General features: G+C 66.4%; 30 protein-coding genes. 7 read left to right on the forward strand and 23 right to left on the reverse strand.

The window, feature by feature from the left end; all coding sequences use genetic code 11:
- Positions 1-21: 21 nt before the first annotated feature.
- Complete coding sequence (locus ACSLGO_RS09235) at positions 22-408, forward strand: ArsR/SmtB family transcription factor (RefSeq protein WP_436400967.1); 387 nt, start codon at positions 22-24, stop codon at positions 406-408.
- Positions 389-877: an SRPBCC family protein gene (locus ACSLGO_RS09240; protein WP_436400968.1), complete on the forward strand. Its 489-nt coding sequence runs from the start codon at positions 389-391 to the stop codon at positions 875-877. The genes ACSLGO_RS09235 and ACSLGO_RS09240 overlap by 20 nt, the downstream gene beginning before the upstream one ends.
- A gap of 32 nt (positions 878-909) precedes the next feature.
- Here ACSLGO_RS09240 and ACSLGO_RS09245 read toward each other — a convergent pair whose 3' ends face one another.
- Positions 910-1353 carry a (deoxy)nucleoside triphosphate pyrophosphohydrolase gene (locus ACSLGO_RS09245; RefSeq protein WP_436400969.1) on the reverse strand — a complete coding sequence of 148 codons (444 nt, stop codon included), beginning with the start codon at positions 1351-1353 and terminating at the stop codon, positions 910-912.
- 174 nt (positions 1354-1527) lie between these two features.
- Here ACSLGO_RS09245 and ACSLGO_RS09250 point away from each other — a divergent pair, with 174 nt between their 5' ends.
- Positions 1528-2757, forward strand: coding sequence for an MFS transporter (locus ACSLGO_RS09250; protein WP_436400970.1), 1230 nt, complete (start codon positions 1528-1530; stop codon positions 2755-2757).
- Between the two features lie 33 nt (positions 2758-2790).
- Here the strand turns inward: ACSLGO_RS09250 and ACSLGO_RS09255 are convergent, their stop codons facing one another.
- The 4 genes from ACSLGO_RS09255 to infC all read right to left on the reverse strand — a co-directional run bounded on the left by ACSLGO_RS09255 (position 2791) and on the right by infC (position 5785).
- On the reverse strand, positions 2791-3705 hold the full coding sequence (locus ACSLGO_RS09255) for a TrmH family RNA methyltransferase (protein WP_436400971.1): 915 nt from the start codon (positions 3703-3705) through the stop codon (positions 2791-2793).
- Positions 3706-3723: 18 nt separating this feature from the next.
- Positions 3724-4383, reverse strand: a complete 660-nt coding sequence (rplT, locus tag ACSLGO_RS09260) for a 50S ribosomal protein L20, sunset domain variant (RefSeq protein ID WP_091606083.1) — start codon at positions 4381-4383, stop codon at positions 3724-3726.
- A gap of 117 nt (positions 4384-4500) precedes the next feature.
- The gene (gene rpmI / locus ACSLGO_RS09265) at positions 4501-4695 is read right to left on the reverse strand and encodes a 50S ribosomal protein L35 (protein ID WP_055240480.1); all 195 of its coding nucleotides are present in this window, start codon (positions 4693-4695) and stop codon (positions 4501-4503) included.
- Between the two features lie 103 nt (positions 4696-4798).
- Positions 4799-5785, reverse strand: a complete 987-nt coding sequence (infC, locus tag ACSLGO_RS09270) for a translation initiation factor IF-3 (protein ID WP_377955806.1) — start codon at positions 5783-5785, stop codon at positions 4799-4801.
- 374 nt (positions 5786-6159) lie between these two features.
- Here infC and ACSLGO_RS09275 point away from each other — a divergent pair, with 374 nt between their 5' ends.
- Entirely contained in the window at positions 6160-6585 is a 426-nt protein-coding gene (locus ACSLGO_RS09275) for a DUF1844 domain-containing protein (RefSeq protein WP_263128729.1), read from the forward strand.
- A gap of 53 nt (positions 6586-6638) precedes the next feature.
- On the opposite strand, the gene ACSLGO_RS09280 is transcribed toward ACSLGO_RS09275, so the two are convergent.
- The 8 genes from ACSLGO_RS09280 to ACSLGO_RS09315 form a co-directional block, all read right to left on the reverse strand.
- A complete protein-coding gene (locus ACSLGO_RS09280; protein ID WP_152275251.1) occupies positions 6639-7946 on the reverse strand; it encodes an MFS transporter in 1308 nt (435 codons plus the stop codon).
- A gap of 29 nt (positions 7947-7975) precedes the next feature.
- Positions 7976-8824, reverse strand: coding sequence for an SseB family protein (locus tag ACSLGO_RS09285; RefSeq protein WP_436400972.1), 849 nt, complete (start codon positions 8822-8824; stop codon positions 7976-7978).
- 5 nt (positions 8825-8829) lie between these two features.
- On the reverse strand, positions 8830-9579 hold the full coding sequence (gene priA, locus ACSLGO_RS09290) for a bifunctional 1-(5-phosphoribosyl)-5-((5-phosphoribosylamino)methylideneamino)imidazole-4-carboxamide isomerase/phosphoribosylanthranilate isomerase PriA (protein WP_152275249.1): 750 nt from the start codon (positions 9577-9579) through the stop codon (positions 8830-8832).
- Between the two features lie 27 nt (positions 9580-9606).
- Entirely contained in the window at positions 9607-9744 is a 138-nt protein-coding gene (locus ACSLGO_RS09295) for a hypothetical protein (RefSeq protein WP_193313291.1), read from the reverse strand.
- A 21-nt stretch (positions 9745-9765) separates the two neighbouring features.
- Positions 9766-10401 carry an imidazole glycerol phosphate synthase subunit HisH gene (gene hisH, locus ACSLGO_RS09300; RefSeq protein ID WP_091606099.1) on the reverse strand — a complete coding sequence of 212 codons (636 nt, stop codon included), beginning with the start codon at positions 10399-10401 and terminating at the stop codon, positions 9766-9768.
- Positions 10398-11015: an imidazoleglycerol-phosphate dehydratase HisB gene (hisB, locus tag ACSLGO_RS09305; protein WP_436400973.1), complete on the reverse strand. Its 618-nt coding sequence runs from the start codon at positions 11013-11015 to the stop codon at positions 10398-10400. Before hisB ends, hisH begins: the two co-directional genes overlap by 4 nt.
- Before the next feature lie 83 nt (positions 11016-11098).
- Complete coding sequence (locus ACSLGO_RS09310) at positions 11099-12199, reverse strand: histidinol-phosphate transaminase (RefSeq protein WP_436400974.1); 1101 nt, start codon at positions 12197-12199, stop codon at positions 11099-11101.
- 176 nt (positions 12200-12375) lie between these two features.
- Positions 12376-12726: a hypothetical protein gene (locus ACSLGO_RS09315; protein ID WP_436400975.1), complete on the reverse strand. Its 351-nt coding sequence runs from the start codon at positions 12724-12726 to the stop codon at positions 12376-12378.
- Between the two features lie 416 nt (positions 12727-13142).
- On the opposite strand from ACSLGO_RS09315, the gene lexA reads away from it, so the two are divergent.
- A complete protein-coding gene (gene lexA, locus ACSLGO_RS09320) occupies positions 13143-13811 on the forward strand; it encodes a transcriptional repressor LexA (RefSeq protein WP_226802581.1) in 669 nt (222 codons plus the stop codon).
- A 48-nt stretch (positions 13812-13859) separates the two neighbouring features.
- Here lexA and ACSLGO_RS09325 read toward each other — a convergent pair whose 3' ends face one another.
- A complete protein-coding gene (locus tag ACSLGO_RS09325) occupies positions 13860-15896 on the reverse strand; it encodes an ATP-dependent DNA helicase (protein ID WP_436400976.1) in 2037 nt (678 codons plus the stop codon).
- Positions 15889-17457 (reverse strand): GTPase HflX, encoded by a 1569-nt coding sequence (hflX, locus tag ACSLGO_RS09330; RefSeq protein WP_436400977.1) that lies wholly within the window; start codon positions 17455-17457, stop codon positions 15889-15891. The genes ACSLGO_RS09325 and hflX overlap by 8 nt, the downstream gene beginning before the upstream one ends.
- Positions 17458-17594: 137 nt before the next feature.
- Between hflX and ACSLGO_RS09335 the strand changes: the two genes are divergently transcribed.
- Positions 17595-18206, forward strand: coding sequence for a class I SAM-dependent methyltransferase (locus ACSLGO_RS09335; RefSeq protein WP_091606113.1), 612 nt, complete (start codon positions 17595-17597; stop codon positions 18204-18206).
- Between the two features lie 16 nt (positions 18207-18222).
- Here the strand turns inward: ACSLGO_RS09335 and dapF are convergent, their stop codons facing one another.
- The 8 genes from dapF to ACSLGO_RS09375 form a co-directional block, all read right to left on the reverse strand.
- Entirely contained in the window at positions 18223-19173 is a 951-nt protein-coding gene (gene dapF, locus ACSLGO_RS09340; protein WP_436400978.1) for a diaminopimelate epimerase, read from the reverse strand.
- The gene (gene miaA / locus ACSLGO_RS09345) at positions 19170-20078 is read right to left on the reverse strand and encodes a tRNA (adenosine(37)-N6)-dimethylallyltransferase MiaA (RefSeq protein ID WP_436400979.1); all 909 of its coding nucleotides are present in this window, start codon (positions 20076-20078) and stop codon (positions 19170-19172) included. Before miaA ends, dapF begins: the two co-directional genes overlap by 4 nt.
- The gene (gene miaB / locus ACSLGO_RS09350) at positions 20075-21610 is read right to left on the reverse strand and encodes a tRNA (N6-isopentenyl adenosine(37)-C2)-methylthiotransferase MiaB (RefSeq protein ID WP_091606919.1); all 1536 of its coding nucleotides are present in this window, start codon (positions 21608-21610) and stop codon (positions 20075-20077) included. Before miaB ends, miaA begins: the two co-directional genes overlap by 4 nt.
- 121 nt (positions 21611-21731) lie before the next feature.
- On the reverse strand, positions 21732-22553 hold the full coding sequence (locus ACSLGO_RS09355; protein WP_386917324.1) for a hypothetical protein: 822 nt from the start codon (positions 22551-22553) through the stop codon (positions 21732-21734).
- Positions 22554-22634: 81 nt separating this feature from the next.
- On the reverse strand, positions 22635-23921 hold the full coding sequence (locus ACSLGO_RS09360; protein ID WP_436400980.1) for a lytic transglycosylase domain-containing protein: 1287 nt from the start codon (positions 23919-23921) through the stop codon (positions 22635-22637).
- A 63-nt stretch (positions 23922-23984) separates the two neighbouring features.
- Positions 23985-24557, reverse strand: a complete 573-nt coding sequence (locus ACSLGO_RS09365; RefSeq protein WP_436400981.1) for a regulatory protein RecX — start codon at positions 24555-24557, stop codon at positions 23985-23987.
- Positions 24558-24566: 9 nt separating this feature from the next.
- Positions 24567-25616: a recombinase RecA gene (recA, locus tag ACSLGO_RS09370; protein ID WP_091606123.1), complete on the reverse strand. Its 1050-nt coding sequence runs from the start codon at positions 25614-25616 to the stop codon at positions 24567-24569.
- A gap of 211 nt (positions 25617-25827) precedes the next feature.
- Positions 25828-26052, reverse strand: a complete 225-nt coding sequence (locus tag ACSLGO_RS09375) for a DUF3046 domain-containing protein (protein WP_091606125.1) — start codon at positions 26050-26052, stop codon at positions 25828-25830.
- A 101-nt stretch (positions 26053-26153) separates the two neighbouring features.
- Between ACSLGO_RS09375 and ACSLGO_RS09380 the strand changes: the two genes are divergently transcribed.
- Positions 26154-26630, forward strand: coding sequence for a MarR family winged helix-turn-helix transcriptional regulator (locus ACSLGO_RS09380; RefSeq protein WP_091606128.1), 477 nt, complete (start codon positions 26154-26156; stop codon positions 26628-26630).
- Positions 26631-26665 lie beyond the last annotated feature (35 nt).

The raw sequence follows: 26665 nt of genomic DNA on the forward strand, positions 1-26665 counted from the left end.
AGGGTTCTAAGTTACAACCAAATGGTTGTAGATGCGTTGCCCGACGAAGCCGTGAGCCGCCTGTTCCATGCCCTGGCGGACAGCACGCGCAGGGATATCCTGCGCCGTGCTGCCGCCGGCGAGCTGTCGGTATCCCGGCTGGCCGAGGCCTATCCCATGAGTTTCGCGGCGGTGCAGAAACACGTCGCGGTCCTTGCGGACGCAGGCCTGGTCTCCAAGGAACGCCGCGGGAGGGAACAGCTCGTGAGCACCACACCCGATGCCGTGGAGCAGGCACACCGCGCCTTGGACGCGCTGGCAGAGACCTGGGCCGGCCGGCTGAACCGGATGTCCGACCTGCTGCGGCAGGACAAGCCCGGGAACCTCCCGGGAGCTGGGAAGAACCGCCATGAGCGTGAAACGCGTTGACAAGGACTATGACACCCTGACCATCAGGGCCCTCGCAGAATTCGAGGCAGCCCCGGAGAGGGTCTGGGAGCTCTGGGCCGATCCCTGCAAGCTGGAGGGCTGGTGGGGTCCACCGACCTACCCGGCCACGGTGCGGGAACACAGCCTGGTACCCGGCGGAAGCGTCACTTATTTCATGACTGGACCGGATGGACAGACCTACCACGGCTGGTGGGCGGTGCAGCAGGTGGATGCACCCCGGCAGCTGAGCTTCCGGGACGGATTTGCTGATCAGGACGGAACCCGCCGGGATGACATGCCCGTCACAGAGGTCACGGTGACGCTCACGGCCCGAGACGGCGGAACAGCTGCAGAAATAGTGACGTCCTTCGCGGACCGGACCCAGATGGAGGAGCTGATCTCAATGGGTGCGGTAGAAGGCGCCGCCGAGGCGATGTCGCAGATGGACGCCATCCTGGCGTCCGCCTAGCGAAGGCCGGAGAGTCCCCGGCCGGCTGGAACCTATTCGGCCGGGGACTGATCCGCGGCCCGGCGAACTGCCGAGACAATGGGCAGGTCCGCTGGAATCCACGGCAGTTCTGCAAGCTCCGGAGAATCCAGCCGCACCCAGCGGAGTTCATCGTGGTCCTCCAGCGGGCCGGGCTCCCCAGCCTTCACCTCAACAAGCCAAACCCGCATCGCGGCCTGGGGATTCAGCGGCCAACCCTGATCCAAAGGTCCGGTGACCTCGCTCCCGAGCACCACCTCGATACCGAGCTCTTCGGTGAGCTCACGGTGCAGTGCGGCCTCGCAGGTTTCCCCGGGTTCAACCTTGCCGCCCGGGAACTCCCACATGCCGGCATAGGCAACGGGTGCGGTACGGCGAGCGGCCAGCAGGCTCTGCGGCCGGCCGAGGTCATCCACGATTGCTGCCCCGACTACCTGCTTCAGTTCTGAATTCGACACAGATCGAGTCTACGGTGCCTACTGGCCTAGACTTGGAAGGAACGGCATCGTGGCCGTTTGGCCCCCGGCCAACGGCAGCGCCAGCGTTCCCGCTCCGGCCCCGGGCCCGCCAGACGCGCCCGTGCCTCTACACGGCTCCGCGGCACCGCTGATCCGAAAGCACCCCACGCACTTATGCCTTCCCTGCGCGTAGCGACGCCCAAAACCCGCCACGTATCCCTGGCCATCATTGCCCTTGCCGCCGGCGGATTCGCCATCGGCACCACCGAGTTCGCCATCATGGGCCTGCTCCAGGAAATGGTCGCCGACCTCGGTGTCTCCGTCCCCGAGGGCGGCCACGTCATCTCCGCGTACGCCCTCGGCGTCGTCGTCGGAGCCCCGCTGCTCGCCGCTGCCGGCGCCAAACTGCCGCGCAAGTGGCTGGCACTGGGGCTGATGGCGTTCTTCGCCGTCGCCAACCTTTCGTCCTTCATGGCTCCGGACTACGGCTGGCTGCTGTTCACCCGTTTCCTCAGCGGGCTGCCGCACGGGGCATTTTTCGGCGTCGCAGCGGTCATTGCAGCCTCCCTTGTTGCACCCACAAAGCGCGGCTGGGCCATCTCGATGGTCATGCTGGGCCTGAGCATCGCCAACGTGATCGGCGTGCCCTTCGCCACCTGGCTCGGACAGCTTGCCGGCTGGCGCTGGATGTTCGTACTCGTTGGTGCCATCGCCCTCCTGACGGTCGCCCTGGTGGCGTGGTTCGTTCCGTTCCAGGCCGCGCACCCGGATGCCAGCATCAAACGTGAACTGAGTGCCCTCCGCCGGATGCAGATGTGGCTGGCCCTGCTCGTGGGCACCGTCGGCTTCGGCGGCTTCTTCGCCGTCTACACCTACATCTCCCCCACCATGACCGAGGTTGCAGGTTTCTCCATGGGAGTGCTGCCGCTGATCGTGGGCCTCTACGGCGTGGGACAGGTGGTGGGCAACATCGTGGGCGGACGGATCGCGGACCGCTCAGTCATGGGCAGCATCTATGCCGTCCTGGCCGGAACCGTCGTGATCCTGGCTGTCTATGCCTGGGGCGTGCAGTACAAAGCCGGTGCGATCATCCTCGTTTTCCTGGTCGGGGCTATCGGGTCAGCACTGACTCCCGCACTCCAAACCCGCCTCCTGGATGTCTCCCCCGGTGCCGCGTCGCTGGCGTCCTCGCTGAACCACGCCGCCCTCAACATGGCCAACGCCCTGGGTGCCATGGCCGGCGGTCTGGTCATCGCGTGGGGCTGGGGCTTCCGGTCACCTGCGATCGTGGGTGCGGTTCTGGCGCTGCTGGGCCTGGGAGTTGCCCTGCTCAGCGGGGCTCTGGACCGCCGTCGTCCCGCCGGGGCGTCCGCGAACGAGGCGGAGAAGGCACTGCAGCGCTAGCGGCGGTTCTGGGACTTTAGCGGTTCTGGGTCTTTAGCGGTTCTGGGCGCGGGCGGAGGCGTAGAGGCACACGGTCGCGGCCGTGCCGACGTTGAGGCTCTCGGCCTGGCCGTACACGGGGACGGCGACGCGGTAGTCCGCTGCGGCAAGTTCATCTTCGGCAAGGCCCTGGGCTTCATTGCCGAACAGCCAGGCGGTGGGATCTTCCAGGCGCGGACCAGCATCTGCCGGTGCCTGCGCAAGGTCTCCGGAAACGGGTGCGAGCCGACGCAGCGCAGATGAGTCCTGGAGTGCATCCAGGTCCTGGCTGCCGTAGCCGTCCGCGGCGAGGATCGTGATGCCGGCCGTACGCAGCCGGGAGGAAAGCTCAGCAAAGTCCACGCCGGAAACGACGGGCAGGTGGAACAGGGAGCCAACGGTGGAGCGCACAGCCTTGGGATTGTGGATATCCACGCTGGACGCCGTGAGGATCACGGCGTCAGCTCCGGCAGAGTCCGCCGCCCGCAGGATGGTTCCGGCGTTGCCGGGGTCCCGTACCTCGCACATCACTGCCAGGAGCTTCGGCCGGGTGGCCAGTACGTCGTCGAGCGACGGCGACTGGATGCGGCACACAGCGACAATCCCCTGCGGGGACACCGTGTCCGCCATGGCCGCCAGGACCTCGTCCGTGGCCAGGCGCAGGCTGGTCTGCTCCGCCAGGTCAACCAGCTCGGGAAGCCGGTCCAGGCACGCTTCGGTGGCGTAAGCCTCGACGACGACGCCGGGACGGCCGTCCGCAACCGCCGCGCGGTGCGCCACGAGGGCTTCACGGACAGCCTGCGGGCCTTCGGCCAGGAACCGGCCGGTCTTTAAACGAGCCGAACGCCCCGCCAGCTTCGCTGCCTCCTTCACCCGATCTGCTCGGGGGTTGGACATCAGCAGAGCGGCGGAGCGTCCGGCGTCATGCATGTTCAGCAGGTACCGAAATTAGCCCTGGAACTTCTGGCGGGCTTCGCCGCCAGCAGGCTCCAGGCCGGCAGCCTTGGCTGCTTCCACGGAGTTGAACCAGTACTCGGCTACGGTCTGCTCGTACCAGGTGGAACCCGGGACGTGGTACTTGCCGGTTGCCGCACCCTTGATGACGTAGCCCTCAGGAGCTTCGCCTTCGGAGGCCTTGAAGCCGCCGTCAGCAACGGTGGCGGTAGCAGCCGGGGCAGTCTTGGCAGCAGCCTTGGCGGGAGCCTTCTTGGCAGCCGGTGCTGCAGCAGCAGCGGCCGGAGCAGAAGTGTCGGACGGCAGCGCGTCCTTGGCAACCTGCACCAGGGTGGCGAAAGCGTTGGCGTCGTTGACGGCCAGCTCGGCCAGCATGCGGCGGTCAACCTCGATCTCAGCAGCCTTCAGGCCCTGGATCAGGCGGTTGTAGGTGAGACCGTTGGCGCGGGACGCAGCGTTGATGCGCTGGATCCACAGGCGCCGGAAGTCGCCCTTGCGCTTGCGGCGGTCACCGTAGCTGTACACGTACGAGTGCAGCAGCTGCTCTTTGGCCTTGCGGACCAGGCGCGAACGCTGTCCGCGGTAGCCCTTGGCGCGCTCGAGGATTACCCGACGCTTCTTATGGGCGTTAATCGCCCGCTTCACACGTGCCACGTGCGTACTCCTTAGAAATAGTCCCGCGCACACTACCGGTGCTGCGGCCCCTGTCGGGCCGCGGGAAAGTTAGTTGAAATATGGAGCAGTCCTTCTCAGAACCGCAGGGGAAGATGGTTACTTGCCGAGCATCTTCTTGATGACCTTGGCCTCGCCCGGGGTGACGATCTTGTCACCGGCGAGACGGCGGGTCAGGCGGGAGGACTTGTGCTCCAGGTAGTGGCGGCGGTTCGCCTGCTGGCGCTTGAGCTTGCCGGTACCGGTCAGCTTGAAGCGCTTCTTGGCGCCACTGTGGGTCTTCATCTTCGGCATGGGAACCGATCTCCTTTGGTTTCCGCGGTACGAGCCCGCGGGGATATGGGCACCTGTAACGGTGCCGGGGTTTCCTAGGGACGCCTGGGCGTTCTAGCGGTGCTTACTCCGCTGAGCCAGGCTTCTTCTGGCTCGAGGCTCCCGGGGAGGGTGCCTTGCCAGCAGGCTTGGGCGCGGCGGCCGGCTTCGGCCGGGCAGCGGGCTTCGGCGCGGACGGCTTGACGGCCGTCGGCTTGGGCACTGCCATGGGCTTGGGCGCTTCGGCCGGCTTTGCTGCAGCAGGTGCCGCAGCAGGCTTTGTGGCCGGCTTGGCGGCAGCAGCCTTGGCTGCTTCCTCCGCACGGCGGGCATCGGCAGCAGCCTTGTCCGCCGCAGCCTTGGCGGCCTGCGCTGCCTTTGCCTTCTCAGCCTGTTCCTGCTCAGCACGGGCCTGGTCGGCTTCGGCTGCGGAAGATCCAAGGCGCAGACCGTCCGGCAGCAGATCTGCCAGGCTCTGCGTCATGGGTGCCTTGTCAGCACTGGTGTCGACCCGTGCCGGGGCTTCACCATTCTTGGCGGCTTCGTTGGCGGCCTTCGCCTCAGCGCGCTGGGAAGCGCGGCGGGCTTCAGCCTTGGCTTCTGCCTTGTTCTTGAGGGGGCCGATCACCATGACCATGTTCCGGCCGTCGATGCGGGGGCTGGACTCAACCACACCCACCTCGGAGACGTCCTCAGCGAACTTCTGCAGCAGGCGGATGCCCATTTCAGGGCGCTGCTGCTCACGTCCACGGAACTGGATCATGGCCTTGACCTTGTCACCCGCACCGAGGAAGCGAAGGGCATGCCCGCGCTTGGTCTCGTAGTCGTGGGTGTCGATCTTGAGACGGAAACGGATTTCCTTCAGGACCGTGTTGGTCTGGTTCTTGCGTGCCTCACGGGCCTTGACTGCGGCTTCGTACTTGTACTTGCCGAAGTCCATTAGTTTGCACACCGGAGGCTTCGCCTGAGGTGCTACCTCTACAAGATCCAGGTCGGACTCCGCTGCCAGGCGAAGGGCGTCCTCGATCCGGACCACACCTACCTGTTCCCCAGCCGGTCCTACCAACCGCACCTCAGGGACACGGATCCGATCATTGATTCTTGGCTCGCTAATGTTGCAGCTCCTGTTTGACTCAAAACGGCTACCGCCTGCAACTGAAGAAGGCCCCCAATTGCACGCGCAATCGGAGGCCTCGGGGATCGGCCGGGCACTGCTTTGCAGTGCACTTCCCGGAATCATCCGAAGATGATGCCCCGGAAGGGCCGACCAGAACCCGGCAACTCTGATCCGGCCGTGAGGCTGGTTTAATCAGGCTGACGCGGGTGGGAGAGACTCCGCTTGCATACCGGTCCCGTTACCTGCGCCAGCATTCCACTGATTTTCATCATGTCGGTGAGCTGGGCACAAATAACGTGTACCGGTCGGTCTGTGACAAGCTTACCAGTATGAGTACCCCACAGAGCAATCCGGCTGGCGATTCTGCCCGCCATTCCTTCCCCGGAACCTCCGAAGAAGAAACCCACACCCATTCTGAGAGCCCCGTGTCGGACCACGTCCGGGACATCGCCGAAGTCCCGGCGGTTGAAGTCATCACCACCGCGGCAGTCCACCTGATGAGCGCGGCCGCCGTGAAGTGCGGCCTGGCCGAAGGTGCGGATGCAGAAGAACTCAAGGACCTGGACGAGGCCCGCAAGCTGATCACCGCACTGGCCGGCTTCGTGACCGCGGCCGCTCCGGAAATCGGCAGCCAGCATGCCGGTCCGTTGCGTGACGGGCTGCGTTCCCTGCAGCTGGCCTTCCGTGAGGCTTCCTCCGTTCCGGATGCTCCCGGAAAGGGACCGGGCGAGAAATTCACCGGACCCGTCAACTAGGTTTCAGCACACGCATAAGGCCCGAAGGATGTTCCTTCGGGCCTTATGCATGCCTAGACCAGCGTGCGGCGGGCGTTCACCACAGCCCGAATGCCAAGCGTGAGAAGAACCATCAGCGCTGCTGCGGTGCCGGCGAAGGCGAAACCCGCCCAGGGTCCGACGACGTCGATCGCCATTCCCGCCAGCGGCGCACCGATGGCGGTACCCGTGGTCAGCGCGGACCCGTACCAGCCCATGGCCTCTCCCCTGCGTTCTTCCGGGACCAGGTCCGCGACGCGCTCGGACGCCGCTGAAAGGACAGGCGCGCACAGCAGTCCACCGGGAATCGAAAGCAGCGCCAGGGACACGGTGTCGGTTGCCAAGGACATCGGCAGCGTCAGCACCGCCATGGCGAGCAGCAGCAGCATGGGCGAGACACGCCGCTTCATGGCGCCGTAGACCAGGCCGCCCACGAGCGAGGCGAAGCACCAGACCGCGAAGACTATGCCCAGCTGGCCCGGGTTGCCGGAGGACTCCACCAGGGCCACGATGCCGACGTCGCTGCTGGCCAGCAGCAGGCCCGCGCCTGCAGCCACGACGAACACCACGGCAACGCTGACCGTCAGCCAGGAGAAGCCTGCTGCTGCACGGGCCAGCAGTCCGCCGCTCTGGCCTTCCGCTTCAACCGCGGCACCGGCCGCTTCGGTCAGCTCAGCCGCCGGTTCGCCCAGGTGGGCCGGCGCGGAGGACACCACGGCCGCCGTGGCCGCTTCGACGTCGTGCTCCGTGGCCTCGGGCGATTCAGACCTGGTGGGCGGGTTGAACCACATCAGGAAGAGCCCGGCACCGGCCGTGCAGATGCCCACCAGGGTCAGCCCGACGGCGGTGGAGACTGAAGTGGCCAGGACGGCACCTACGGCCGGCCCGCCCATGAACACCACTTCGGTGCCGATCGAGTCGAGCGTGAAGGCGGTCCGCCGCTTGTCCCCCTTTGCGAGCACGCCAAGGGACTGCCGCACCACGCTGAAGACGGGCAGCGTGAACAGCCCGCCGATCAGGGCCAGTACCAACAGCCACTCGTAGCTGACGTGCGGGGCCACGGACCAGATCACGGCTTCGGAAATCACCGAGGGAATGAGCGCCTTGCGCAGGCCCACGTTATCCACCCGGCGGCCGCGCCACGGAGCTCCGACGGCGATGCCGATGGTCACAAGGGCGGCGACGACTCCGGCAGCGGCATACCCCTTGTCCAGGGTGAGCACTACGTGGAGGGTCAGGAGCACGCCGGCGGCAGCATGGGGGAAACGGGCCAGCATGCCCACCAGGAGCACACGCCGGACCGGGACGATGGCAAGCAGGTCCCGGTAGACACTAAAATTCACTGCACTTCTCTTCTGGCCGCTCGGGCCGGTCAGCGCGTGATTTTCAGTTCCAGGGAATCTACGCGCTCAACGAATTCGGGATGGCCGGCAAGGCGCTGCTGGAACGCTGCTGCGAGTGACTGGACGCCTGCCGCGTCGAGTCCCGGTGCCAGTTGGAGAATGATTCTCAGTTCCGGCCCTGCGCCCCCGCCGGAAACCAGCGTACCCCCTGCCGTGCGGGAGGCTACGCCACCCCCGGCGGCGAGGCGCACCTGGCGCACCGCCGACTCCTGGCCGGCGGCTTCGGCGACGATCCCGGCAAGCCCGCCGTCTTCGTAGGAGGGCACCCATTCCCGCTGCTGGGCCAATGCCCACATGGCCGGCCGGCGTACCACGAACGTCACATCGTTGCCGGGGTCGATGACCAGCAGCTGGGCCCCCTCGGACACCGCGGACAGGGCTGCCCGCGGTGCGTAGACCGCCACGGGGCGCGCCTCCGGATGCCAGTGCGCAAGAGCGTCCACGGAGGAGAAAACCGGCAGGGCCTTCCGCCCGTCGGGCGCGGTAAGGGTCACCAGCGCCAGGTCGGCTTCCTTGTCTGCCGTCAGTCCGTGGTCCGACGTAGCTTCCTCACCGAGGGTCGCGACGATCGCCACGTAGACCCTGGCTGTGGCAAGCGATTCCACCACCCCGGCCTCCGTGCCGGTTCCCGTGACCAGGGCCTGCACGGCAGCCGCGTACCCGGCGTCCGCCTGGCCGTCGTCCTTGTCGAACTGGTGCAGCGGGTTGCCCTCACCCTCCAGGCTGCGCCCTTCCCAGGGCACGCCGGCGGAGTCCGTCGGCCCTCCGGCCCCCGCCAGTGCTGCGGCGATGTGTCCGGGAAGTTCGCGCTTGGCCACGGGTACTAGCGCTCCGGGTGGCCGGCGACGTCGAATGCCTGGGGCAGCGTGAAGGCGCCGGCGTACAGTGCCTTGCCCACGATGGTGCCTTCCAGCCCGAGCGGAACGAGTTCACGCAGCGCAGCCAGGTCATCCAGGCTCGAGATGCCGCCGGAGGCCACTACCGGACGGTCGGTGCGTGCCAGCACGTCACGCAGCAGGTCAACGTTCGGTCCGCGGAGGGTTCCGTCCTTGGTCACGTCGGTGACGACGTAGCGTGGACAGCCGGCATCTTCGAGGCGGGCGAGGACCTCCCAGAGGTCACCGCCTTCCTTGGTCCAGCCGCGGGCGGCCAGCGTGGTGCCGCGCACGTCCAGCCCGACGGCGATCGCGTCGCCGTAGCGGGCAATCGCGCTGGCGGTCCATTCCGGGTTCTCCAGGGCAGCGGTGCCCAGGTTCACCCGGCGGGCACCGAGTTCCAGCGCTTTCTCCAGCGATGCGTCATCCCGGATACCGCCGGAAAGCTCCACCTTGATGGAAAGCTCTTCCACCACGCGCTTGAGCAGCGGCAGGTTGCTGCCGCGGCCGAAAGCTGCGTCCAGGTCAACCAGATGCACCCACTCGGCGCCGTCGTTCTGCCAGGCCATGGCAGCATCCAGCGGGTCGCCGTAGCTCGTCTCGGAGCCCGCTTCGCCCTGGACCAGCCGCACGGCCTGGCCGTCGGCAACGTCCACCGCAGGGAGCAGTTCGAGGATGGGTGTTTCGGTGAGGGACATGGTCCTGCTTTCAGAGGTGGGGCCGGCTCAGAGGCCGAGGGTAAGGACGTAGGCACCGAGCAGGGACATTCCTGCCAGCACCCAGAAACTGATGGAGATCATGCGCGGCATGCCCTGCCGCCGGAAGGAGATGGCTCCGCCAATCAGCAGGCCGGCCAGACCCATGAGGACAACACTCCACACGGCTCAGCCCAGGCCTTTCAGCCAGTTTTCAAGCAGCGCGGCGCCGGCATCGCCCGACTTTTCCGGATGGAACTGGGTGGCACTCAGCGGACCGTTTTCAACGGCAGCCACAAAGGGCCCGCCGTGGTTGGCCCAGGTAACCAGCGGCGGCTGCATGGCAGGCTGCGTGACGTCGAAGTCCCACTTCTGCACGCCGTAGCTGTGCACAAAGTAGAACCGTTCGTCTTCGAGGCCGGAGAAGAGGCGGGACCCCGCCGGGGCTTCGACGGTATTCCAGCCCATGTGCGGAACCACATCCGCGGCCAGCCGCTCCACCACGCCCGGCCATTCGCCCATGCCCTGGGTGCGGACACCGTGTTCCACGCCCTCGTCGAAGAGGACCTGCAGACCCACGCAGATGCCGAGCACAGGCCGGCCGCCGGCTACGCGGCGGCCGATCATCCGCAGCGCGTCGACATCCTTCAGTCCCTGCATCACGGCCGCGAAGGCACCGACGCCGGGAACCACCAGGCCGTCCGCTTCCAGCACGTCCGACGACTTGGAACTCAGGGTGACGTTGGCCCCCACCCGCTCCAGCGCGCGCACGGCGGAGTGGATGTTGCCGGATCCGTAGTCCAGGACCGTGACGTTGCGGCTCACAGCGCGCCCTTGGTGGAAGGAATACCGTCTACGCGCGGGTCCGGTTCGACTGCGGCACGCAGGGCGCGCGCGAAGGCCTTGAACTGGGCTTCCACGATGTGGTGCGGGTCCCTGCCACCGAGCACGTTCATGTGCAGGCAGATTTGGGCGTGCAGGGTGATCGCCTCGAATACGTGGCGCGTCAGTGACCCGGTAAAGTGACCGCCGATCAGGTGGTATTCCTGCCCGGCGGGCTCTCCGGAGTGGACCAGGTAGGGGCGTCCTGAGATGTCGACGACGGCGTTGGCCAGCGCTTCGTCCAGCGGAACGGTGGCCTCGCCGAAGCGGCGGATACCCGCCTTGGAGCCCAGGGCAGTCTTCAGGGCTTCACCGATGCTGATGGCAACGTCTTCAACCGTGTGGTGGGCGTCGATGTGGGTATCTCCGGTCGCCTTGACTGTGAGGTCGATCAGCGAGTGCTTCGCCAGGGCGGTGAGCATGTGGTCGTAGAACGGCACGGAGGTGCTGATGTCCGACTGTCCGGTGCCGTCCAGATCCAGTTCCACGAGGACGGATGATTCGCTGGTGGTCCGCTCGAGGCGGGCCGTGCGGCCGGTGGCGGTCTCCACGGTCATAAAAGGTTCCTTAGGAAGAAGGGGCTCTGGTTACCAGTCTAGTGTTTGCGCACCGGAGGCGGCGCTCCGGTCGCCGCTGCATGCTAGGCCGAGAGCAGCTCACGGAGCCGGGTGAGGAAGGCGGTGGTTTCGGCCTCCGTGCCGGCGGTCACGCGAAGATGCCCCGGGATACCCACGTCGCGGATCAGCACACCCGCATCCAGGAGCCCCTGCCAGGTCTTCCGCGGGTTCTCGAGTCCCCCGAAGAGGACGAAGTTAGCATCCGACTCGGCCGGCTGCAGGCCCAGTTCGGTCAGTTCGGAGACAATGCGGTCCCGTTGGGCCTTGATGTCCTCCACATTGGCCAGGAGGGCGGGAGCGTGGGCAAGGGCGGCATTGGCGGTGGCCTGCGTGACCGCCGAGAGGTGGTATGGCAGGCGGACCAGGCGCAGGGCATCGGTAACCTCCGGCGCCGCGGCCATATACCCCAGGCGGGCACCGGCCAGGGCGAACGCCTTGCTCATGGTCCGGGAAACGATCAGACGCTCGCGTCCGGGGAGCAGGGACAGCGCACTCGGAGTCCCTGCGTGGGAGAACTCGGCGTACGCCTCATCCACGATCACGACGGCGTTGCTGGCGCTGCCCGCCTCATAGACGGCTTCCACGACGTCCAGCCCGAGAGCCGTGCCTGTGGGGTTGTTGGGAGTGCACAGCAGGACGATGTTCGGTTTCGCTTCCCGCACCTGGTCAGCAGCCGAGGAGACGCTGAGCGTAAAGTCCGCGGCGCGGTGCCCTGCGATGTACTCGGTGCCGGTCCCGTTGGCGAGCAGCGGATACATGGAGTACGTGGGCGGGAAGCTCATGGCGGTCCGGCCCGGGCCTCCGAAGGCCTGCAGGATGTGCTGCAGGACTTCGTTGGAACCGTTTCCTGCCCAGATGTTTTCGACCGACAGCCCGTGGCCGAGGTAGGAGGCCAGCCGTTCACGCAATTCAGTGAATTCCCGGTCGGGGTAGCGGTTGAGCCCGGCTACCGCCTGGCGGACAGACCCGGCAATGGCGTCCGCAACTTCCTGCGGCAGTCCATGGGTGTTCTCGTTGACGTTCAGCAGGACGGGCACTTCCAGCTGCGGAGCTCCGTACGGAGTCTGGCCCCTCAAATCGTCTCGCAGGGGAAGTCGGTTGAGTCTTTCCAGCTGTTCGTTCACCACTACAGCTTAAGGCGCTGCCCGCCGCGCCGCAGAATCCTGCGTAACGGTGACCGGCAGCCCGGGGTGCTGTAAGGGCCTAGCCGGCCACCGGGATGTAGAGCTGGACACCGGCGGGGACCACGGCGTCGGAGAGGTTGTTCAGTTCCATGATGTCCGCGACGACGGCGCGGGGGTCACGTTCGGGAGCGTACTCTCCCGCGAGGCTCCAGAGGCTGTCCCCCCGTGTGCACGCTCACCTGCTGTGTCCGCGTTACCTCTGCGACGCCGCTCGAGGCGAGTGCAGGGGCGGTGAAGAACCCGATGAATGTCAGCAGCGCTGCCCCGCCGAGCATCACTGGAGCGCCGATCAGCAGGAGCCGGCCGCGGCGGGTGAGCTTCAAGGGACCCTGCGGCGCGGTGCGGCTTTTGCCGGAACGGCTTTCTGTGGTGCGGGCGGCCGCGGGGTTGGCACCTGAGCGGCGGGCAGCGGAGGCGAGACGGATGGAGCCCATTGAACTGGGGGCTGCCGCAAACTGAACGGACATGGCAAACCTTTCCGGATCGAAGCCTTTCTTCGCCGGCACACTCACCCGGCTTCGAAACTGGATTCGAACTGTTGGCATCTTCGAATCGAACATGTATTCGATTCCTGCTGTTTCCTTTTCTAGCATCTATCTACGAACGCTGTCGAGACTCACTCGAACAAATGTTTGAAAATGGCCTTCCGCTCACCTAGCGTGGTACCAGCGGAAACCTTCGAAAGCCGCTGGATGTGACCCTCTTGATGAGCGGACCGTTTCCGGCATCAGCGTTCGGACTAAAGGAAAACACCCGCCACTGACATTGCCGCCACTTCCGGGTAGCCCGGAACGCTCGAAGGGAAGCCGAAGTGCCCCGTAGGACAGACTCCGAAGGCCGCCCGGCTGCCGCTGCTGCGGTCGATTCCCCCCGCCCCCGGGCGCTGACCCCGCGGCAGAAGAAGATCCTGGAGACCATCCAGGCATCGGTCAGTGCCAACGGCTACCCGCCATCCATGCGCGAAATCGGAGACACGGTAGGACTGGCCAGCCTGTCCAGCGTCACGCACCAGCTGAGCCAGCTGGAGAAGATGGGATATATCCGGCGGGACCCGAAACGCCCCCGTGCCATGGAGATCCTGGTACCGCTGCTGATGCACAAGGAGACCTCCGGCTCCGCACCGGAAACCCCGGAGACCGGAGCCGCGGCGTCCGTCACGGAGCTGACCACCGCCGTGGACACAGCAATGGTTCCGCTGGTGGGACGGATTGCTGCCGGCGGGCCGATCCTGGCTGAGCAGGTGGTTGAGGAAATGGTCCCGCTCCCCCGACAGCTGGTGGGTCACGGTGAACTCTTTATGCTCCGCGTCTCCGGAGATTCAATGGTGGACGCCGCCATTTGTGACGGGGACTGGGTAGTTGTCCGGCGCCAGCAGACTGCTGAAAACGGGGACATCGTTGCCGCCCTGCTGGACGACGAGGCCACGGTCAAGACCTTCCGCCAGCGCAACGGCCACACCTGGCTGCTGCCGCAGAACACCCGCTACGAGCCGATCATGGGCGACCACGCAACCATCATGGGCAAGGTCGTTTCAGTGATGCGTTCCCTCTAGCCAGCCCAGGTCCCGCTCCGGTCTCCGCCTCTTCGACGGTCTTCGAAGCTAGGCTTCCGCGCGCTGGCCGGCGTTCAGCCGTTCCAGGATGCCCAGCGCCACGGACCTGTCCGTGGTCGACCAGAACGGCGGCAGCGCCGCGCGCAGGAACGCTCCGTACCGGGCCGTCGCCAGCCTCGAATCCAGCACCGCCACCATGCCGCGGTCTCCGGCAGCACGGATCAGCCGGCCGGCCCCCTGGGCCAGCCGGACGGCGGCATGGGTCGCCGAGACGCTCATGAAGCCGTTGCCGCCGGCCTTCGCCACAGCCCTCGTCCGCGCTGTCATCAGCGGATCATCGGGGCGCGGGAACGGAATGCGGTCGATCACGACCAGCCGGCAGGCTTCGCCCGGGACATCGACACCCTGCCACAGGGACATGGTTCCGAACAGGCATGTCGCGTCGTCCTCGGCGAATTCCTTGACCAGGGCGGACATAGAGGACTCGCCCTGGCACAGGATGGGAAAGTCCACTTTGTCGCGCAGGGCAGCCGCTGCGTCCTCGGCAGCACGCCGGGACGAGAACAGCCCCAGGGCGGCTCCGCCGGATGCCTTGAGGAGCGCTTCGAGTTCTTCCAGCTGGGCCGGTGACGTGCCGCGGTCCGGCTTGGGCAGGTCTTTCGCCACGTACAGGACACCCTGCCGGGGATAGTCGAAAGGACTGCCGACGTCGGTGCCCGTCCAGTCCGGGGCGCCGGCTCCGCTCAGGCCGAGTCCGCCCGCTACCGGTCCGAACTCGGTGCCGATCGCCAGGGTGGCAGAGGTCAGCACCACGGTGTGCCCGTCGAAGAGTCCGTCCCTGAGCCGTCCGGCTACGGAGATCGGTGCGATGTTCAGGGTCGCGGGCGCCGAGTCGTCCGCCGGGGAGTATCCCTCGCCCGGGGAGAACGTGCTCGGCCGCGAGGACCACAGGACTTCGCCTGAGTCCGGGGCCTCAAGAAGCCGTTCGCACAGTTCCAGCACGGCGAGCAGCCGTGAACGGGCCATCTGCCGTCCGCCGTCGCCGGCGTCCCCGCCTTCGGGCTTCGAATCAGAGAGGGCAACCCGGCAGGCTTCGCGCACCCGGGAAACCGCCAGCTGCTGTTCTTCGTTGAGGCCGGAGGGCATCAGTCCCGCGGGCAGGCCTTCCACGGACGAGTCAAAGGCACGGCCGGCTGCTGCCAGTTCTTCCACGGAAGCCGAAGTGTGTTTGCGTGCGGCTGTCACGGCGGCGCTGATGACCGTTCCGGAGAGCTGGCCGGTCACTGCCCCGGTCACCCGGTCCTGGAGCTCATGGGCCTCGTCAATCACCACCACGTCATAGTCCGGCAGCACCGCGAGTCCTTCGAACGCACTGATCGCCAGCATTGCGTGATTGGTGATCACGAGGTCGGCTACGGCTGCCTTGGCACGTGCCTGTTCACTGAAACAGTGCTCGGCCACGGGACAGCGCTGGGCTCCCAGGCACTCCATCGCCGTGACGGACACCTGCCGCCAGGCGCGGTCGCTGACGCCGGGCAGCAGCTCATCCCGGTCACCGGTTTCGGTTTCCTCAGCCCAGTCCCGCAGCCGCACTACCTCTCGGCCAAGGGCCGATGTCGGCCCCGCGGCAGGAGCCGGATGGGACACCGCCTTTTCTTCGCCAAGGGTAAAGAGGGCCCCCGGGTCATCGTCGTCGGGAAATCCGCCGCCCGTCTTGTGGACACAGACGTAGTTGCTGCGTCCTTTCAGGAGCGCGACGTCAACGTCACGGGACAGCTTGGGCTTCAGGGCAGCCAGCAGGCGCGGAACATCACGCCCAACGATCTGCGCCTGGAGGGCCAGAGTGGCGGTCGAAACCAGCGCCGGCTTGCTGCTCTGCAGCGCATGGTGGATCAGCGGCACCAGGTATGCCAGTGACTTGCCCGTACCGGTTCCGGCCTGGACCAGCAGGTGCCGGCCGGAGTCGATTGACTCGGCAACCTCCCTGGCCATTTGCTGCTGTCCCGGACGCTGCTGGCCGCCCATTGCTGTCACGGCCGTCTGCAGCAGGTCCAGGACCTCCCCGGCGGTGTCTTTCCTAGGCATGGCTAAGGAACGGCTCCAGCTCCGGAGCCAGGGAATCGCGGACCTTCACCCGTATCCGGGTGCCGCTTTCCTCATGGTCCAGCTGCAGGATCTCGGCATCCTGGCTGTGCAGGCGGGAAACAACATCGCCGCGGTCGTAAGGAACCAGCAGCTCGAGTTCAACGCCCGGGCGCGGAATACCTTCGGAGATGGCTTGGAGGAGCTCGTCGATGCCCTGCCCCGTGCGGGCGGATACTACGACGGTACGGGGTTCGCGCTGGCGCAGCCGTTCAATGACGAACGGGTCCGCGGCGTCGGCCTTGTTCAGCACAATGATCTCCGGGATCCGGCGGGCATCGACGTCGGCCAGGACTGAACGCACGGCCGCGACCTGCCCTTCCGGATCCGGGTGGGAGGCATCCACCACGTGCAGGATGAGGTCTGCGTCCGCCACTTCTTCAAGCGTGGAGCGGAAGGCTTCGACCAGCTGCGTGGGCAGGGACCGCACGAATCCCACCGTGTCCGCCAGGGTATAGCCCAGGCCGTCCGGGGTCTCCGCGCGGCGGATCGTGGGGTCCAGGGTGGCGAACAGTGCGTTCTCCACCAGGACCCCGGCGTCCGTGAGGCGGTTCAGCAGCGAGGACTTGCCGGCGTTGGTGTAGCCGGCGATCGCCACGGAAGGAATTTCGTTGCGCTGGCGGTTGGCACGCTTGGTTTCCCGGGCCGGCTTCATGCCGGCGATTTCGCGGCGCAGCTTGGCCATGCGGGTGCGGATCTTCCGGCGGTCAAGTTCAATCTTGGTTTCACCGGGACCGCGCGAGCCCATGCCTGCGCCGGCGCTGCCAACCTGGCCGCCTGCCTGCCGGGACATTGATTCGCCCCAGCCGCGGAGCCGGGGAAGCAGGTATTCAAGCTGCGCCAGTTCAACCTGGGCCTTGCCTTCGCGCGACTTCGCGTGCTGCGCGAAGATGTCCAGGATCAACGCTGTCCGGTCGATGACCTTCACCTTGACGATGTCTTCCAGTCCGCGGCGCTGGGACGGCGAAAGCTCACTGTCCACAATTACGGTGTCCGCACCGGTAGCCATCACCACGTCCTTGAGCTCCTGGGCCTTGCCGGAGCCAAGGAAAGTACCGGGGTCCGGCTTGAGGCGCCGCTGGATCATTCCGTCCAGCACCTCGGAACCGGCAGTCTCAGCCAGTGCCGCCAGTTCACGCAGCGAATTCTCGGCGTCCGCCGCCGTTCCTTCCGTCCACAGTCCGGCGAGCACAACGCGCTCAAGCCGCAGCTGCCGGTATTCAACCTCGGTGACGTCTTCGAGTTCCGTGGACAGTCCGGCTACACGGCGCAGGGCACGACGGTCCGCCAGATCCTGCTGATCCCCGTCATAATCTGAATGCTCTGCTGCCTGCGATGACAGCGCCTGGGCCTGTCCGCGGTATCCGCCGGCAGGATTGACGCTCTGCTTGGCGGCAGCTGCGTCTTCCTTGGCCAGGATCCGGTCAATGACACCCTGAATTTCTTCGGGTTGGAGGTCCGTGGGCGTCGAGCCGGCAGCAGGACGGGAATTGTTGATCGTCATAATCTCCTTAGAAGCGGTGTTAACCATGGTATGCCAGTGGACCCACATTGTGAGGGGCGCCCGGCAGGTTGTGCAAGAAGGTTCGCGGCCGTCCCCGATGGGGCCTGGAGCCCGGACAGCCACTAATCTTGGTAGTTATGGGTTCAGAGCATTACTTCAGTTCGCAGCCGGCAACGCCGGAGGTCCGCAGGCCGCTGCACGTCTCGCTTGCAGGACGCGAGGTCACCCTCGCAACCTCGGGCGGGATCTTCTCTCCCGACGGCGTTGATAAGGGAACGCAGGTTCTGCTCTCCGGTATTCCCGATCCGGCAGCAGAGGGCAATCTCCTGGACATCGGCTGCGGCTGGGGACCGATCGCGCTGACCATGGCCCTGAAGTCCCCGGCGGCCCAGGTCTACGCGGTGGACGTCAACGAGCGTTCCCTTGGCCTGACCCGGGACAACGCTGCGGCGCTGGGCCTGTCCAACGTGCGGGCGTCCCTCCCGGACGATGTCGATCCGTCCCTGCGCTTCGAAACCATCTGGTCCAATCCCCCGATCCGGATCGGCAAGGACGAGCTGCACGCGCTGCTGCTGCTCTGGCTTCCCCGCCTGGCTCCGGGAGGAACCGCCTGGCTGGTGGTGCAGAAGAACCTCGGGTCCGATTCGCTTCAGCGCTGGCTGGACGAGACGCTGGGCGCGGATTTCGGCGTGTCCCGGCACAGCACGGCAAAGTCCTTCCGCATCCTGAAGGTCCAGCGCGCCGCCTAGGACCCCGCGGTAACCGCTAGAGCAGGGTTCCGCGTGCCACCAGCACGGCGGGTCCGCTGAGCTCTACGTGCTCGCGCCCTTCCGGTCCGGTGAGGAAACGGATCCCCAGCACACCTCCGGGCACGGCAACGCTCCAGCTGTTCGGGGCAGCGGCTCCGGCCCAGAAGCGGGTCGCAGCGGCTGCAGCGCAGGCTCCGGTGCCGCAGGACTGGGTCTCCCCCACCCCGCGTTCGTGCACCCGCATGGTCAGCTGGCCCACGCCGTCGACCACCAGAGGTTCCGCCGGAACGACGAATTCGACGTTGGTCCCGTCTTCGGGGACGGGATCCACCGACGGCGCCGTGTTAAGGTCCGTCGCAGCCAGTTCCGACAGTTCCGCCAGGGCCACCACGGTGTGGGGGTTGCCCATGCTTACTGAGAGGCCGGGCCGGGGTACTTCCAGTCCGCCGGCGTCCACCACTGTATCCATGGCCTTCGCCGCAGCGTGATCCGGAAAGATGAATTCCCACGGGCCCATGTCCACGGCGTAGCCGTTTTCGGTGCGGGTCACCGTCTTCAGTCCTGCGCGGGTTCCGATCGGAAGGGCCTGGCCCTCGGCGAGCTGCGCCAGCCCCTCTTCCAGCAGGAAGTGGACGAATACGCGCACGCCGTTGCCGCACATCTCCGAGACACTGCCGTCACCGTTGCGGTAGTCCATGAACCACTCTGCGTCCGGGTTGGTCTGCAGCAGTGCCTGTCCTTCGGGAAGGTGCTCCGAACGCACGGCACGGATGAAGCCGTCTGCGCCAATGCCGTTGTGGCGGTCGCACACGGCTGCCACCTCCCCGGCGTCGTAGTCCCGCAGCCCGTCCGGATCGGCAACCAGGACAAAGTCGTTGCCGGTACCGTGTCCCTTCGCGAAGGCGAGGCCGGCCAGGCCGGAGGGCAGACCAGAGGCGGACAGGGCAGCGGGGGAAGTAGTGCTCACTGATCCAGAATAGCGGTGAGCGCCTTCTCATGCAGGTTGGGATCGAGGGCATCCAGCCACGTGACGCGCGGATCGGCCCGGAACCAGGTGAGCTGGCGGCGAGCAAACTGCCGGGTTGCCACCACGGTGTCCTCAACCGCCTGTTCCGTACTCCACAGTCCATCGAGGACTTTCAGGAACTGGGCGTACCCCAGAGCCCGTGAAGCGGTGCGTCCGGTGCGCAGACCGGCAGCGTCCAGGTTCCGGACTTCCTCCAGCAGGCCCTGCGCGACCATGCGGTCCACCCTCAGGGCGAGCCGTTCGTGCAGTACCTGGCGGTCGACGTCGAGCCCCACCTGGATGGCCGGCTGGTGGTAGGTGCGGTCCGGCATAAACGAACTGAACGGCCGTCCGGTGAGCTCGTAGACCTCCAGCGCGCGTACCACCCGGCGGGCATCGCCCAGCCGTCCGGCGGACACCGGGTCAACCGCCGCGAGCCGCCCGCGCAGCGCGTCGAGTCCGGCGCGCTCAAGTTCAGTTTCGATCCGCTGCCGCACCTGCGGGTCGGTGCCGGGAAACTCGAGGACGTCCAGGGCAGCGCGGACGTACAGTCCGGAACCGCCCACGAGGATCGGATACTTGCCGCGGGCACGGATCTGGTCGATGGCCGCGCGGGCCTGGGCCTGGAAGGCGGACACACTGGCGTCTTCGGTGACATCCAGGATGTCCAGCAGATGATGCGGAATTCCCCCGCGTTCGGCTTCGGGCAGTTTGGCAGTGCCGATGTCCATGCCGCGGTAGAACTGCATTGAGTCCGCGTTGATAATCTCCCCGCCCAGGTGCCGGGCTAGGGCGACGCCGAGGTCGGACTTGCCGGTTCCGGTGGGACCGACGACGGCGACAACGGGCAGCTGCGCGGCCGTCACCGGCGCGGCGGCAGGGCAGGCATGCCGAGGGAGACGCCTGCGCGGGCGGCGCCGTCGGCCGCTGGGGCCGGCACGCCGCAGGAGTCAGCCTGCGAACGGTCCCAGGCATCGCCGGCCCTGGAGCGGCGCAGCGAGTAGTCGGCGGGCGTCGCCGGGTCCGCAACGAGGTGGAAGGCTGCTGCGGACGTAACCGGAACGGTCACCAGGTCTCCCGGGCGCGGAACCGGGGCGCCATCGGGAACGGAGAAGTGCACCAGCCGCTGGTCGCGTGACCGGCCTGAAAGGCGTCCGGTCTCCTCGGATTTGCGGCCGGCCGCGGCCGTGACCATGACCTCCACCGTTGTGCCCACCTGCTTGGCGTTTTCCTCCGCGGCGATGCGGTCCTGCAGTGCGGTGAGCCGCTCGTAACGCTCCTGCACCACGGCTTTGGGCAGCTGGTCCGGAAGTTCGGCCGCCGGGGTGCCGGGCCGCTTTGAGTACTGGAAGGTGAAGGCAGTGGCGAACCGGGCCTGCTCGACGACGTCGAGCGTTGCCTGGAAGTCCTCTTCGGTCTCACCCGGGAATCCGACAATGATGTCCGTGGAGATGGCGGCATGCGGCATCTGCCGGCGGACCTTCTCCAGAATGCCGAGGAACTTCCCGGAGCGGTAGGACCGCCGCATGTCCTTGAGGACCTTGTCCGATCCGGACTGCAGCGGCATGTGCAGCTGGGGCATCACGTTATGCGTCTCAGCCATCGCATCGATAACGTCATCGGTGAAGGCGGCCGGATGCGGGCTGGTGAAGCGAACACGTTCGAGTCCCTCAATGGATCCGCAGGCGCGAAGGAGCTTGGCGAACGCGCCCCGGTCCCCGAACTCGACCCCGTAGGAATTTACGTTCTGGCCCAGCAGGGTGACTTCGATGGCGCCGTCGTCCACCAGCGCCTGGACCTCCGCGAGGATCTCCCCCGGCCGGCGGTCGCGTTCCTTGCCGCGCAGCGACGGGACAATGCAGAACGTGCAGGTGTTGTTGCAGCCAACCGAGATTGAAACCCAGCCGGAGTAGACGGAATCGCGCTTGGTCGGAAGCGTGGACGGGAAGACTTCGAGGGATTCAAGAATTTCCAGCTGCGCAGCGTCGTTGTGCCGGGCCCGCTCCAGCAAGGCGGGCAGGGCACCGATGTTGTGCGTGCCAAAGACCGCGTCCACAAAGGGGGCCTTGGCGACGATGGTGTCGCGGTCCTTCTGGGCCAGGCAGCCGCCGACTGCGATCTGCATCCCGGGCCGGGATTCCTTGACACGTGCCAGCTGCCCCAGATTGCCGTACAGCTTGTTGTCCGCATTCTCCCGCACGGCGCAGGTGTTGAAGACAACGACGTCGGCGTCCCCCTCTTCCGCGGGAACGTAGCCGGCGCCTTCAAGCAGGCCGGAGATCCGTTCGGAATCGTGGACGTTCATCTGGCAGCCGAAGGTCCGCACCTGGTACGTGCGCTGGTGCTCTTGGGCCTCAGGGCCGGCAGGCGGTTCGGGTGCGGGGCGGGATACAGACAGGCTCACCCTTCAAGGGTACGTCCCGCCGGGCGCCGCTCCCCAATTTCCCGCGAGAGGCCAGTTACGGCTCTTTTCAGCGCCGGGAAGAGCCGTAACTGGCCTCTCGGCGGTTCGCCGGGGCTTAGTACCAGTTGTTGGCGTAGTGGAAGTTCAGCGCGGAGCAGGGACTGCCGTAGCGCGACTCGATATAGGTCAGGCCCCAGTTGACCTGGGTGCGGTAGTTGGTCTGCCAATCGCCGCCGGCGGCGGCCAGCTTGGTCCCGGGCAGTGCCTGCGGGATGCCGTAGGCACCGGAGCTGGCGTTCGTTGCGCTGGTCAGCCACTCGGATTCCTTGTTCCATAGGGTGTCCAGGCACGTCATCTGTGAAGCGTCCCAGCCATGGCCGCCAAGGACGGAAGCGGCATAGGCCTTGGCTCCGGCGGGATCATCCACCGGCACGGAGGCCGCTGCAATGCGGGCTGCTTCTTCGGCTGCCGCCTGGTCTGCTGCAGCCTTTTGTGCTGCGGCAGCAGCCTCAGCTTCACGGGCTGCGGCTGCCTGGGCTGCGGCTGCCCGGGCTTCTGCCTCGGCCGGTTCACCACTCTGCTGGTCTGCCGTCTGCTGTCCGGCCGCCTGCTGCCCCGCCTCGGGCTGCCCCGTGGGGGTTTCGCCGGCCTGCGGACCAGCGTCAGCGGAGGTGTTCGGCTCGGGTTCCGAAGCGGACTCCTGCCCGGGAGCATTGCCGCTTTCCGGCACCGGGGCGTCGGTGAACAGCGGCAACGCGAGACTCGCCAGCTGGATACCTGCCGTGGCGCGGAAGTCTTCTTCGCCCGCGGCAGCACCGGCGGTTCCCAGCACCATGATTCCACCGAGAGCGGCGACCGCGCCCACCTTCATCCGGTTGCGGCGGCGCTGCGCAGCACGCTGCTGCCTCTGTTCACGGCGTCCCTGAAAGTTGCTCATAGGACCGCGACTGTACACATCGATCCTGAACAAGGTCGCGTTTAGGTAACGCCCGGGTTGCGTTCCGGTAACGAAGCCGGTTTAATACCAGCCCTTTTGCTCCGAGTGGGCCCAGGCCCCGCAGGGCGTCTTGTATCTCTGCGCTATATAGCTGAGGCCCCACCGGATTTGGGTCTGGTAGTTGGTGCGCCAGTCGCTTCCGGCCGCAGCCATCTTGTCTCCCGGCAGCGACTGCGGAATCCCATAGGCACCACTGTAGGGATTCATGGCGCTGGTCAGCCAGTTTGATTCCCGGTTCCACAAATCGACGAGGCACCTGAATTCACCGTTGCTCCATCCGTAGCCGCCCATCATGGAAGCCGCGAAGGCCTGGGCTCCGGCCGGATCATTCACCGGCGCGGCGGGCGGCGGAGGGGGCGGTGGTTGGGGTGCGGGAACCGCCGGATTCGGTGCCGGCGCCGGCGCCGGAGCGGGCACTGGTTCCGGGACGGGGGCTGGCGCCGGGGTGTTTTCCGGCGTTGCCGGAGGTCTGGGAGTTGTGGGATTAATCACCGCGTCGGCATCCCTGCCGGATGAATTCTCGGCGGCCTTGCGGGCTTCTTCTGCCTGCTGCCGGACGGATTCCTCCAGCCGCGCAGCCTGGATCCGGTCCAGCTCCGCTTCGGCGGTCGAACTGCGCAGCTCTGCCAGCTGGGCGGCAAGAACCGTACTGCGCTCTTCCTGCTCACGTACGGCCTTCTCTGCGGCCTGCGTGGCGGACTGGGCGTCCTCGTACTGCTCTCCGGCCAGCGCCGCCAGCTTGCCCCGCGCCTGACGTTCCAGCTGCTCGGCTTCTTCGAGGGACTCTGCCGTTTTCCGGGCCGCTTCAGCTTCGCCATAGAGGCGGGAGGTACGTTCGGTGACAAGTGAGAGCGTGGTGAGACGGTCCAGATGTTCGGCGCCCTCCTCCGCATCGAGAAGGAACAGGACAGTGCTGTCCATCCCTCCCGTCTTGTAGGTCTGGGCGGCCAAGGCCCCAATCTGGTTCCGGAGTTCGCCGGCGCGGGCTGAGGCGGCACTGCGTTGTGCTGCCAGATCCGCCAGGCGTGCGTCACTGGCCTCGACTTCGGCCCGAAGCTCGTCGTAGCGGCTCGACGCAGACACGGCGGCATTGCCCAGGTTTCCCGCTTCGTCATAGAGACGGTCCAGGAGGTCTTCGAGTTTCCGGACCTGCTCCTCGGTGGAAGCTGTGTCTGACTTGGCCGCAGAAATGTCGTCCCAGGACGGGTACTCAGCAGCGGCGGCCGAAGGTATTCCGGTCAGCAGGGTGGCCCCCAAAATGCCCGCTGCAACAGCTGCCAGGGCAGGGCTGTGCAACTTCCGCCCCAACAGCCTCACAGTAAACATAGTGATGACAGCATACGGCACGACATCAAGACGCCTGGAAGGCTGTTACAGCCCACCGTCCTGGCGTGCGCTTAGGGCGTCGTTGACGACCGAAAAGCCCAGCGAAGGTGAGTAGCCCTTCCTGGCGAGCATGGACACCAGCCGACGAACCAGTTTGTCTCGTTCCTGCGGGTCGGCAGGCACGGCGGCACGGCGAAGTTTGCGCCCAACCAGGTCCTTGGCTGCCTCGACCTCGTCATCAGCGCTGATCTGCTCCAGTGCTTCTTCGGCCAGTTCCGGATCAATCCCCTTGCCTGCCAGTTCCCGCCGGATGGCGGAGCGTGCCAGCGACCGTGTCTGGGATCGGCTCCTGACCCACATGCGCGCGAACTCAACGTCATCAATCAGCTGGACTTCTTCGAACCGGTCCAGGACCGCGTTGGCCACGTCTTCGGGGACATCCCTCTCGGCCAGTTTGTCCGCCAGCTGCTGCCTGCTCTTGGCGGAGCTCGTCAGCTGGCGCAGGATAATCGCACGCGCTACGGAGTGTGGATCGGCTTCCGGCGTTGCGTCTGCTGCTGAGCCGGGGGTGGGACCGTCTTGGCCCCCTCCCCCCGGCCTGCGGCGGCGCTTCTGCACGGGTTTCGGCTAGGCGCCGGCTGCTGCCGCGCTGGCCTTGCCGTCAGCTGCCTGTTCTTCGGGCTGCACGTCCACGCCGAGCTTGACCCGCAGGCGCCGCTCAATCTCGTCCGCCAGTTCCGGGTTGTCCCGGAGGAAGCGGCGGGAGTTTTCCTTACCCTGGCCCAGCTGGTCACCGTCGTAGGTGAACCAGGCACCGGACTTCTTGACGATCCCGTGCTCAACGCCCATGTCGATTAGGCCGCCTTCGCGGGAAATGCCCTGACCGTAAATGATGTCGAACTCGGCCTGCTTGAACGGCGGGGCCATCTTGTTCTTGACGATCTTGGCGCGGGTACGGTTACCAACCGGGTTGGTACCTTCCTTCAGCGTCTCGATGCGGCGTACATCAATACGGACGGACGCGTAGAACTTCAGTGCCTTGCCACCGGTGGTGGTTTCCGGACTGCCGAAGAACACACCGATCTTTTCACGCAGCTGGTTGATGAAAATGGCGGTGGTCTTGGTCTGGCTCAGGCGGCCGGTGATCTTACGCAGCGCCTGGCTCATGAGCCGTGCCTGCAGGCCAACATGGCTGTCGCCCATTTCGCCTTCGATTTCAGCGCGGGGCACAAGGGCGGCCACGGAGTCGATGACGACAATGTCCAGTGAGCCCGAGCCGACCAGCATGTCCATGATCTCGAGCGCCTGCTCGCCGGTGTCCGGCTGGGAAACCAGCAGGGCGTCGGTGTCAACGCCGAGCTTCTTGGCGTACTCCGGGTCCAGGGCGTGCTCAGCGTCAATGAACGCGGCGATACCGCCGTTTTTCTGCGCGTTCGCAACGGCGTGGAGCGCCACCGTGGTCTTACCGGAAGATTCGGGTCCGTAGATCTCCACGACGCGGCCGCGGGGAAGGCCGCCAATGCCCAGCGCAATGTCCAGCGCAATGGAGCTGGTGGAGATTGTTTCGATCGGGGCGCGCGTCTCGTCGCCAAGCCGCATGATCGAGCCCTTGCCGAACTGCTTGTCGATCTGGGCCAGTGCTGCTTCGAGTGCTTTGGCGCGGTCTGGAGCGGCCATTCTTCACCTCTGTTGTTGTGGCTGTTGCTGATATTCCCGGCCCGTGGGCCGACTGTCGGTTGCTCACTGTGAACCGTATGCGACGGCACTGACACTGCCGCGGCGGCCAGGTGCCGGTGTGGACAGCCGGAGCGGGGCGGACCAGTTGCTACCCCTGTGTAGGAGCATATCGGGATCCGAACAGATATTCGAATAGATCGCTCCCGCGTGTCTACGACTGCTTGGGTTTGATGTCCCGCCCCAGCCTGCGCTCCGGCGGGACCTCCTGCATCTCGCAGACCTCCAGCCAGACCCTTTTGGGGTCCGTTCCGCTATCCAGTGCCTGCTGCGCGGTCCGGCCGCCCAGACCGGTCAGGACGAGGTCCGCCGCCAGCACGCGGGAGTACGCAGACCCGAATTCATCATCCATGAGCCGCCAGAAATCACTGATACGCATCAATTAATCGTCTCACGCCCGGGTGGCGCCCCGCTCCCCAACCCGGTCCGTGCTTCCCGCTCCGGCCCAGCCGCCCGCCCTCCGCCGCCTAGAATGGCTGTATGACCGACAAGCCCCCGGCAGCCGCTTCCAGTTCGAACCAGGCCATCGAGAACCTCGAACAGGAACTCAGTGTCCTGTGGCGCCGGGCGCGCGCTGCCTCCCAGCGTGTGGCACGGGCCGTGCACCCGGACCTCGAGCCGGCAGCCTATGGCCTGCTCGTCCTCCTGCAGCGGCGGGGTCCGCTGCGCCTGACGGACGTTGCTGCGGCCATCGGAGTGGGCAAACCTTCCGTGAGCCGCCAGATCGTCATGCTCGAGTCCCTGGGACTAGTGGAGAAGCAGGCGGATCCGGAGGACGGCCGGGCACAGACCATCAGCCTGACCGAATCCGGAAGTGAGCAGCTCGCGCGCACCCAGCGGGCCCGCGAGAAGCACTTCCGCGCCCTGCTGGCTTCCTGGGACGAGGACGAGGTGCATACCCTCAGCCTCCTGCTCCACAAACTCAACGCTTCGCAGGTGCCGGAGGGCTCCAAGTAGCCTGCCCCAAACGACGAAAGACCCCGCCCGGAGGC

It is taken from the genome of Arthrobacter sp. IK3 (assembly GCF_051337705.1).
GTDB classification, from domain to species: Bacteria; Actinomycetota; Actinomycetes; order Actinomycetales; family Micrococcaceae; genus Arthrobacter_B; species Arthrobacter_B koreensis.

Coding starts and splice junctions, on each gene's coding strand:
- hflX (WP_436400977.1), bottom strand. CDS start 17,457: ATGACGATCAACAATTCCCGTCCTGCTGCCGGCTCGACGCCCACGGAC.
- ACSLGO_RS09255 (WP_436400971.1), bottom strand. CDS start 3,705: ATGCATGACGCCGGACGCTCCGCCGCTCTGCTGATGTCCAACCCCCGA.
- ACSLGO_RS09235 (WP_436400967.1), top strand. CDS start 22: ATGGTTGTAGATGCGTTGCCCGACGAAGCCGTGAGCCGCCTGTTCCAT.
- hisB (WP_436400973.1), bottom strand. CDS start 11,015: ATGACCGTGGAGACCGCCACCGGCCGCACGGCCCGCCTCGAGCGGACC.
- ACSLGO_RS09355 (WP_386917324.1), bottom strand. CDS start 22,553: ATGAGCAACTTTCAGGGACGCCGTGAACAGAGGCAGCAGCGTGCTGCG.
- ACSLGO_RS09240 (WP_436400968.1), top strand. CDS start 389: ATGAGCGTGAAACGCGTTGACAAGGACTATGACACCCTGACCATCAGG.
- priA (WP_152275249.1), bottom strand. CDS start 9,579: ATGTCCCTCACCGAAACACCCATCCTCGAACTGCTCCCTGCGGTGGAC.
- ACSLGO_RS09295 (WP_193313291.1), bottom strand. CDS start 9,744: ATGGGTCTGGCCGGCCTGCTGATTGGCGGAGCCATCTCCTTCCGGCGG.
- ACSLGO_RS09375 (WP_091606125.1), bottom strand. CDS start 26,052: ATGCGTATCAGTGATTTCTGGCGGCTCATGGATGATGAATTCGGGTCT.
- ACSLGO_RS09315 (WP_436400975.1), bottom strand. CDS start 12,726: ATGTCCGTTCAGTTTGCGGCAGCCCCCAGTTCAATGGGCTCCATCCGT.
- ACSLGO_RS09250 (WP_436400970.1), top strand. CDS start 1,528: ATGCCTTCCCTGCGCGTAGCGACGCCCAAAACCCGCCACGTATCCCTG.
- rpmI (WP_055240480.1), bottom strand. CDS start 4,695: ATGCCGAAGATGAAGACCCACAGTGGCGCCAAGAAGCGCTTCAAGCTG.
- ACSLGO_RS09275 (WP_263128729.1), top strand. CDS start 6,160: ATGAGTACCCCACAGAGCAATCCGGCTGGCGATTCTGCCCGCCATTCC.
- recA (WP_091606123.1), bottom strand. CDS start 25,616: ATGGCCGCTCCAGACCGCGCCAAAGCACTCGAAGCAGCACTGGCCCAG.
- ACSLGO_RS09380 (WP_091606128.1), top strand. CDS start 26,154: ATGACCGACAAGCCCCCGGCAGCCGCTTCCAGTTCGAACCAGGCCATC.
- ACSLGO_RS09325 (WP_436400976.1), bottom strand. CDS start 15,896: ATGCCTAGGAAAGACACCGCCGGGGAGGTCCTGGACCTGCTGCAGACG.
- ACSLGO_RS09335 (WP_091606113.1), top strand. CDS start 17,595: ATGGGTTCAGAGCATTACTTCAGTTCGCAGCCGGCAACGCCGGAGGTC.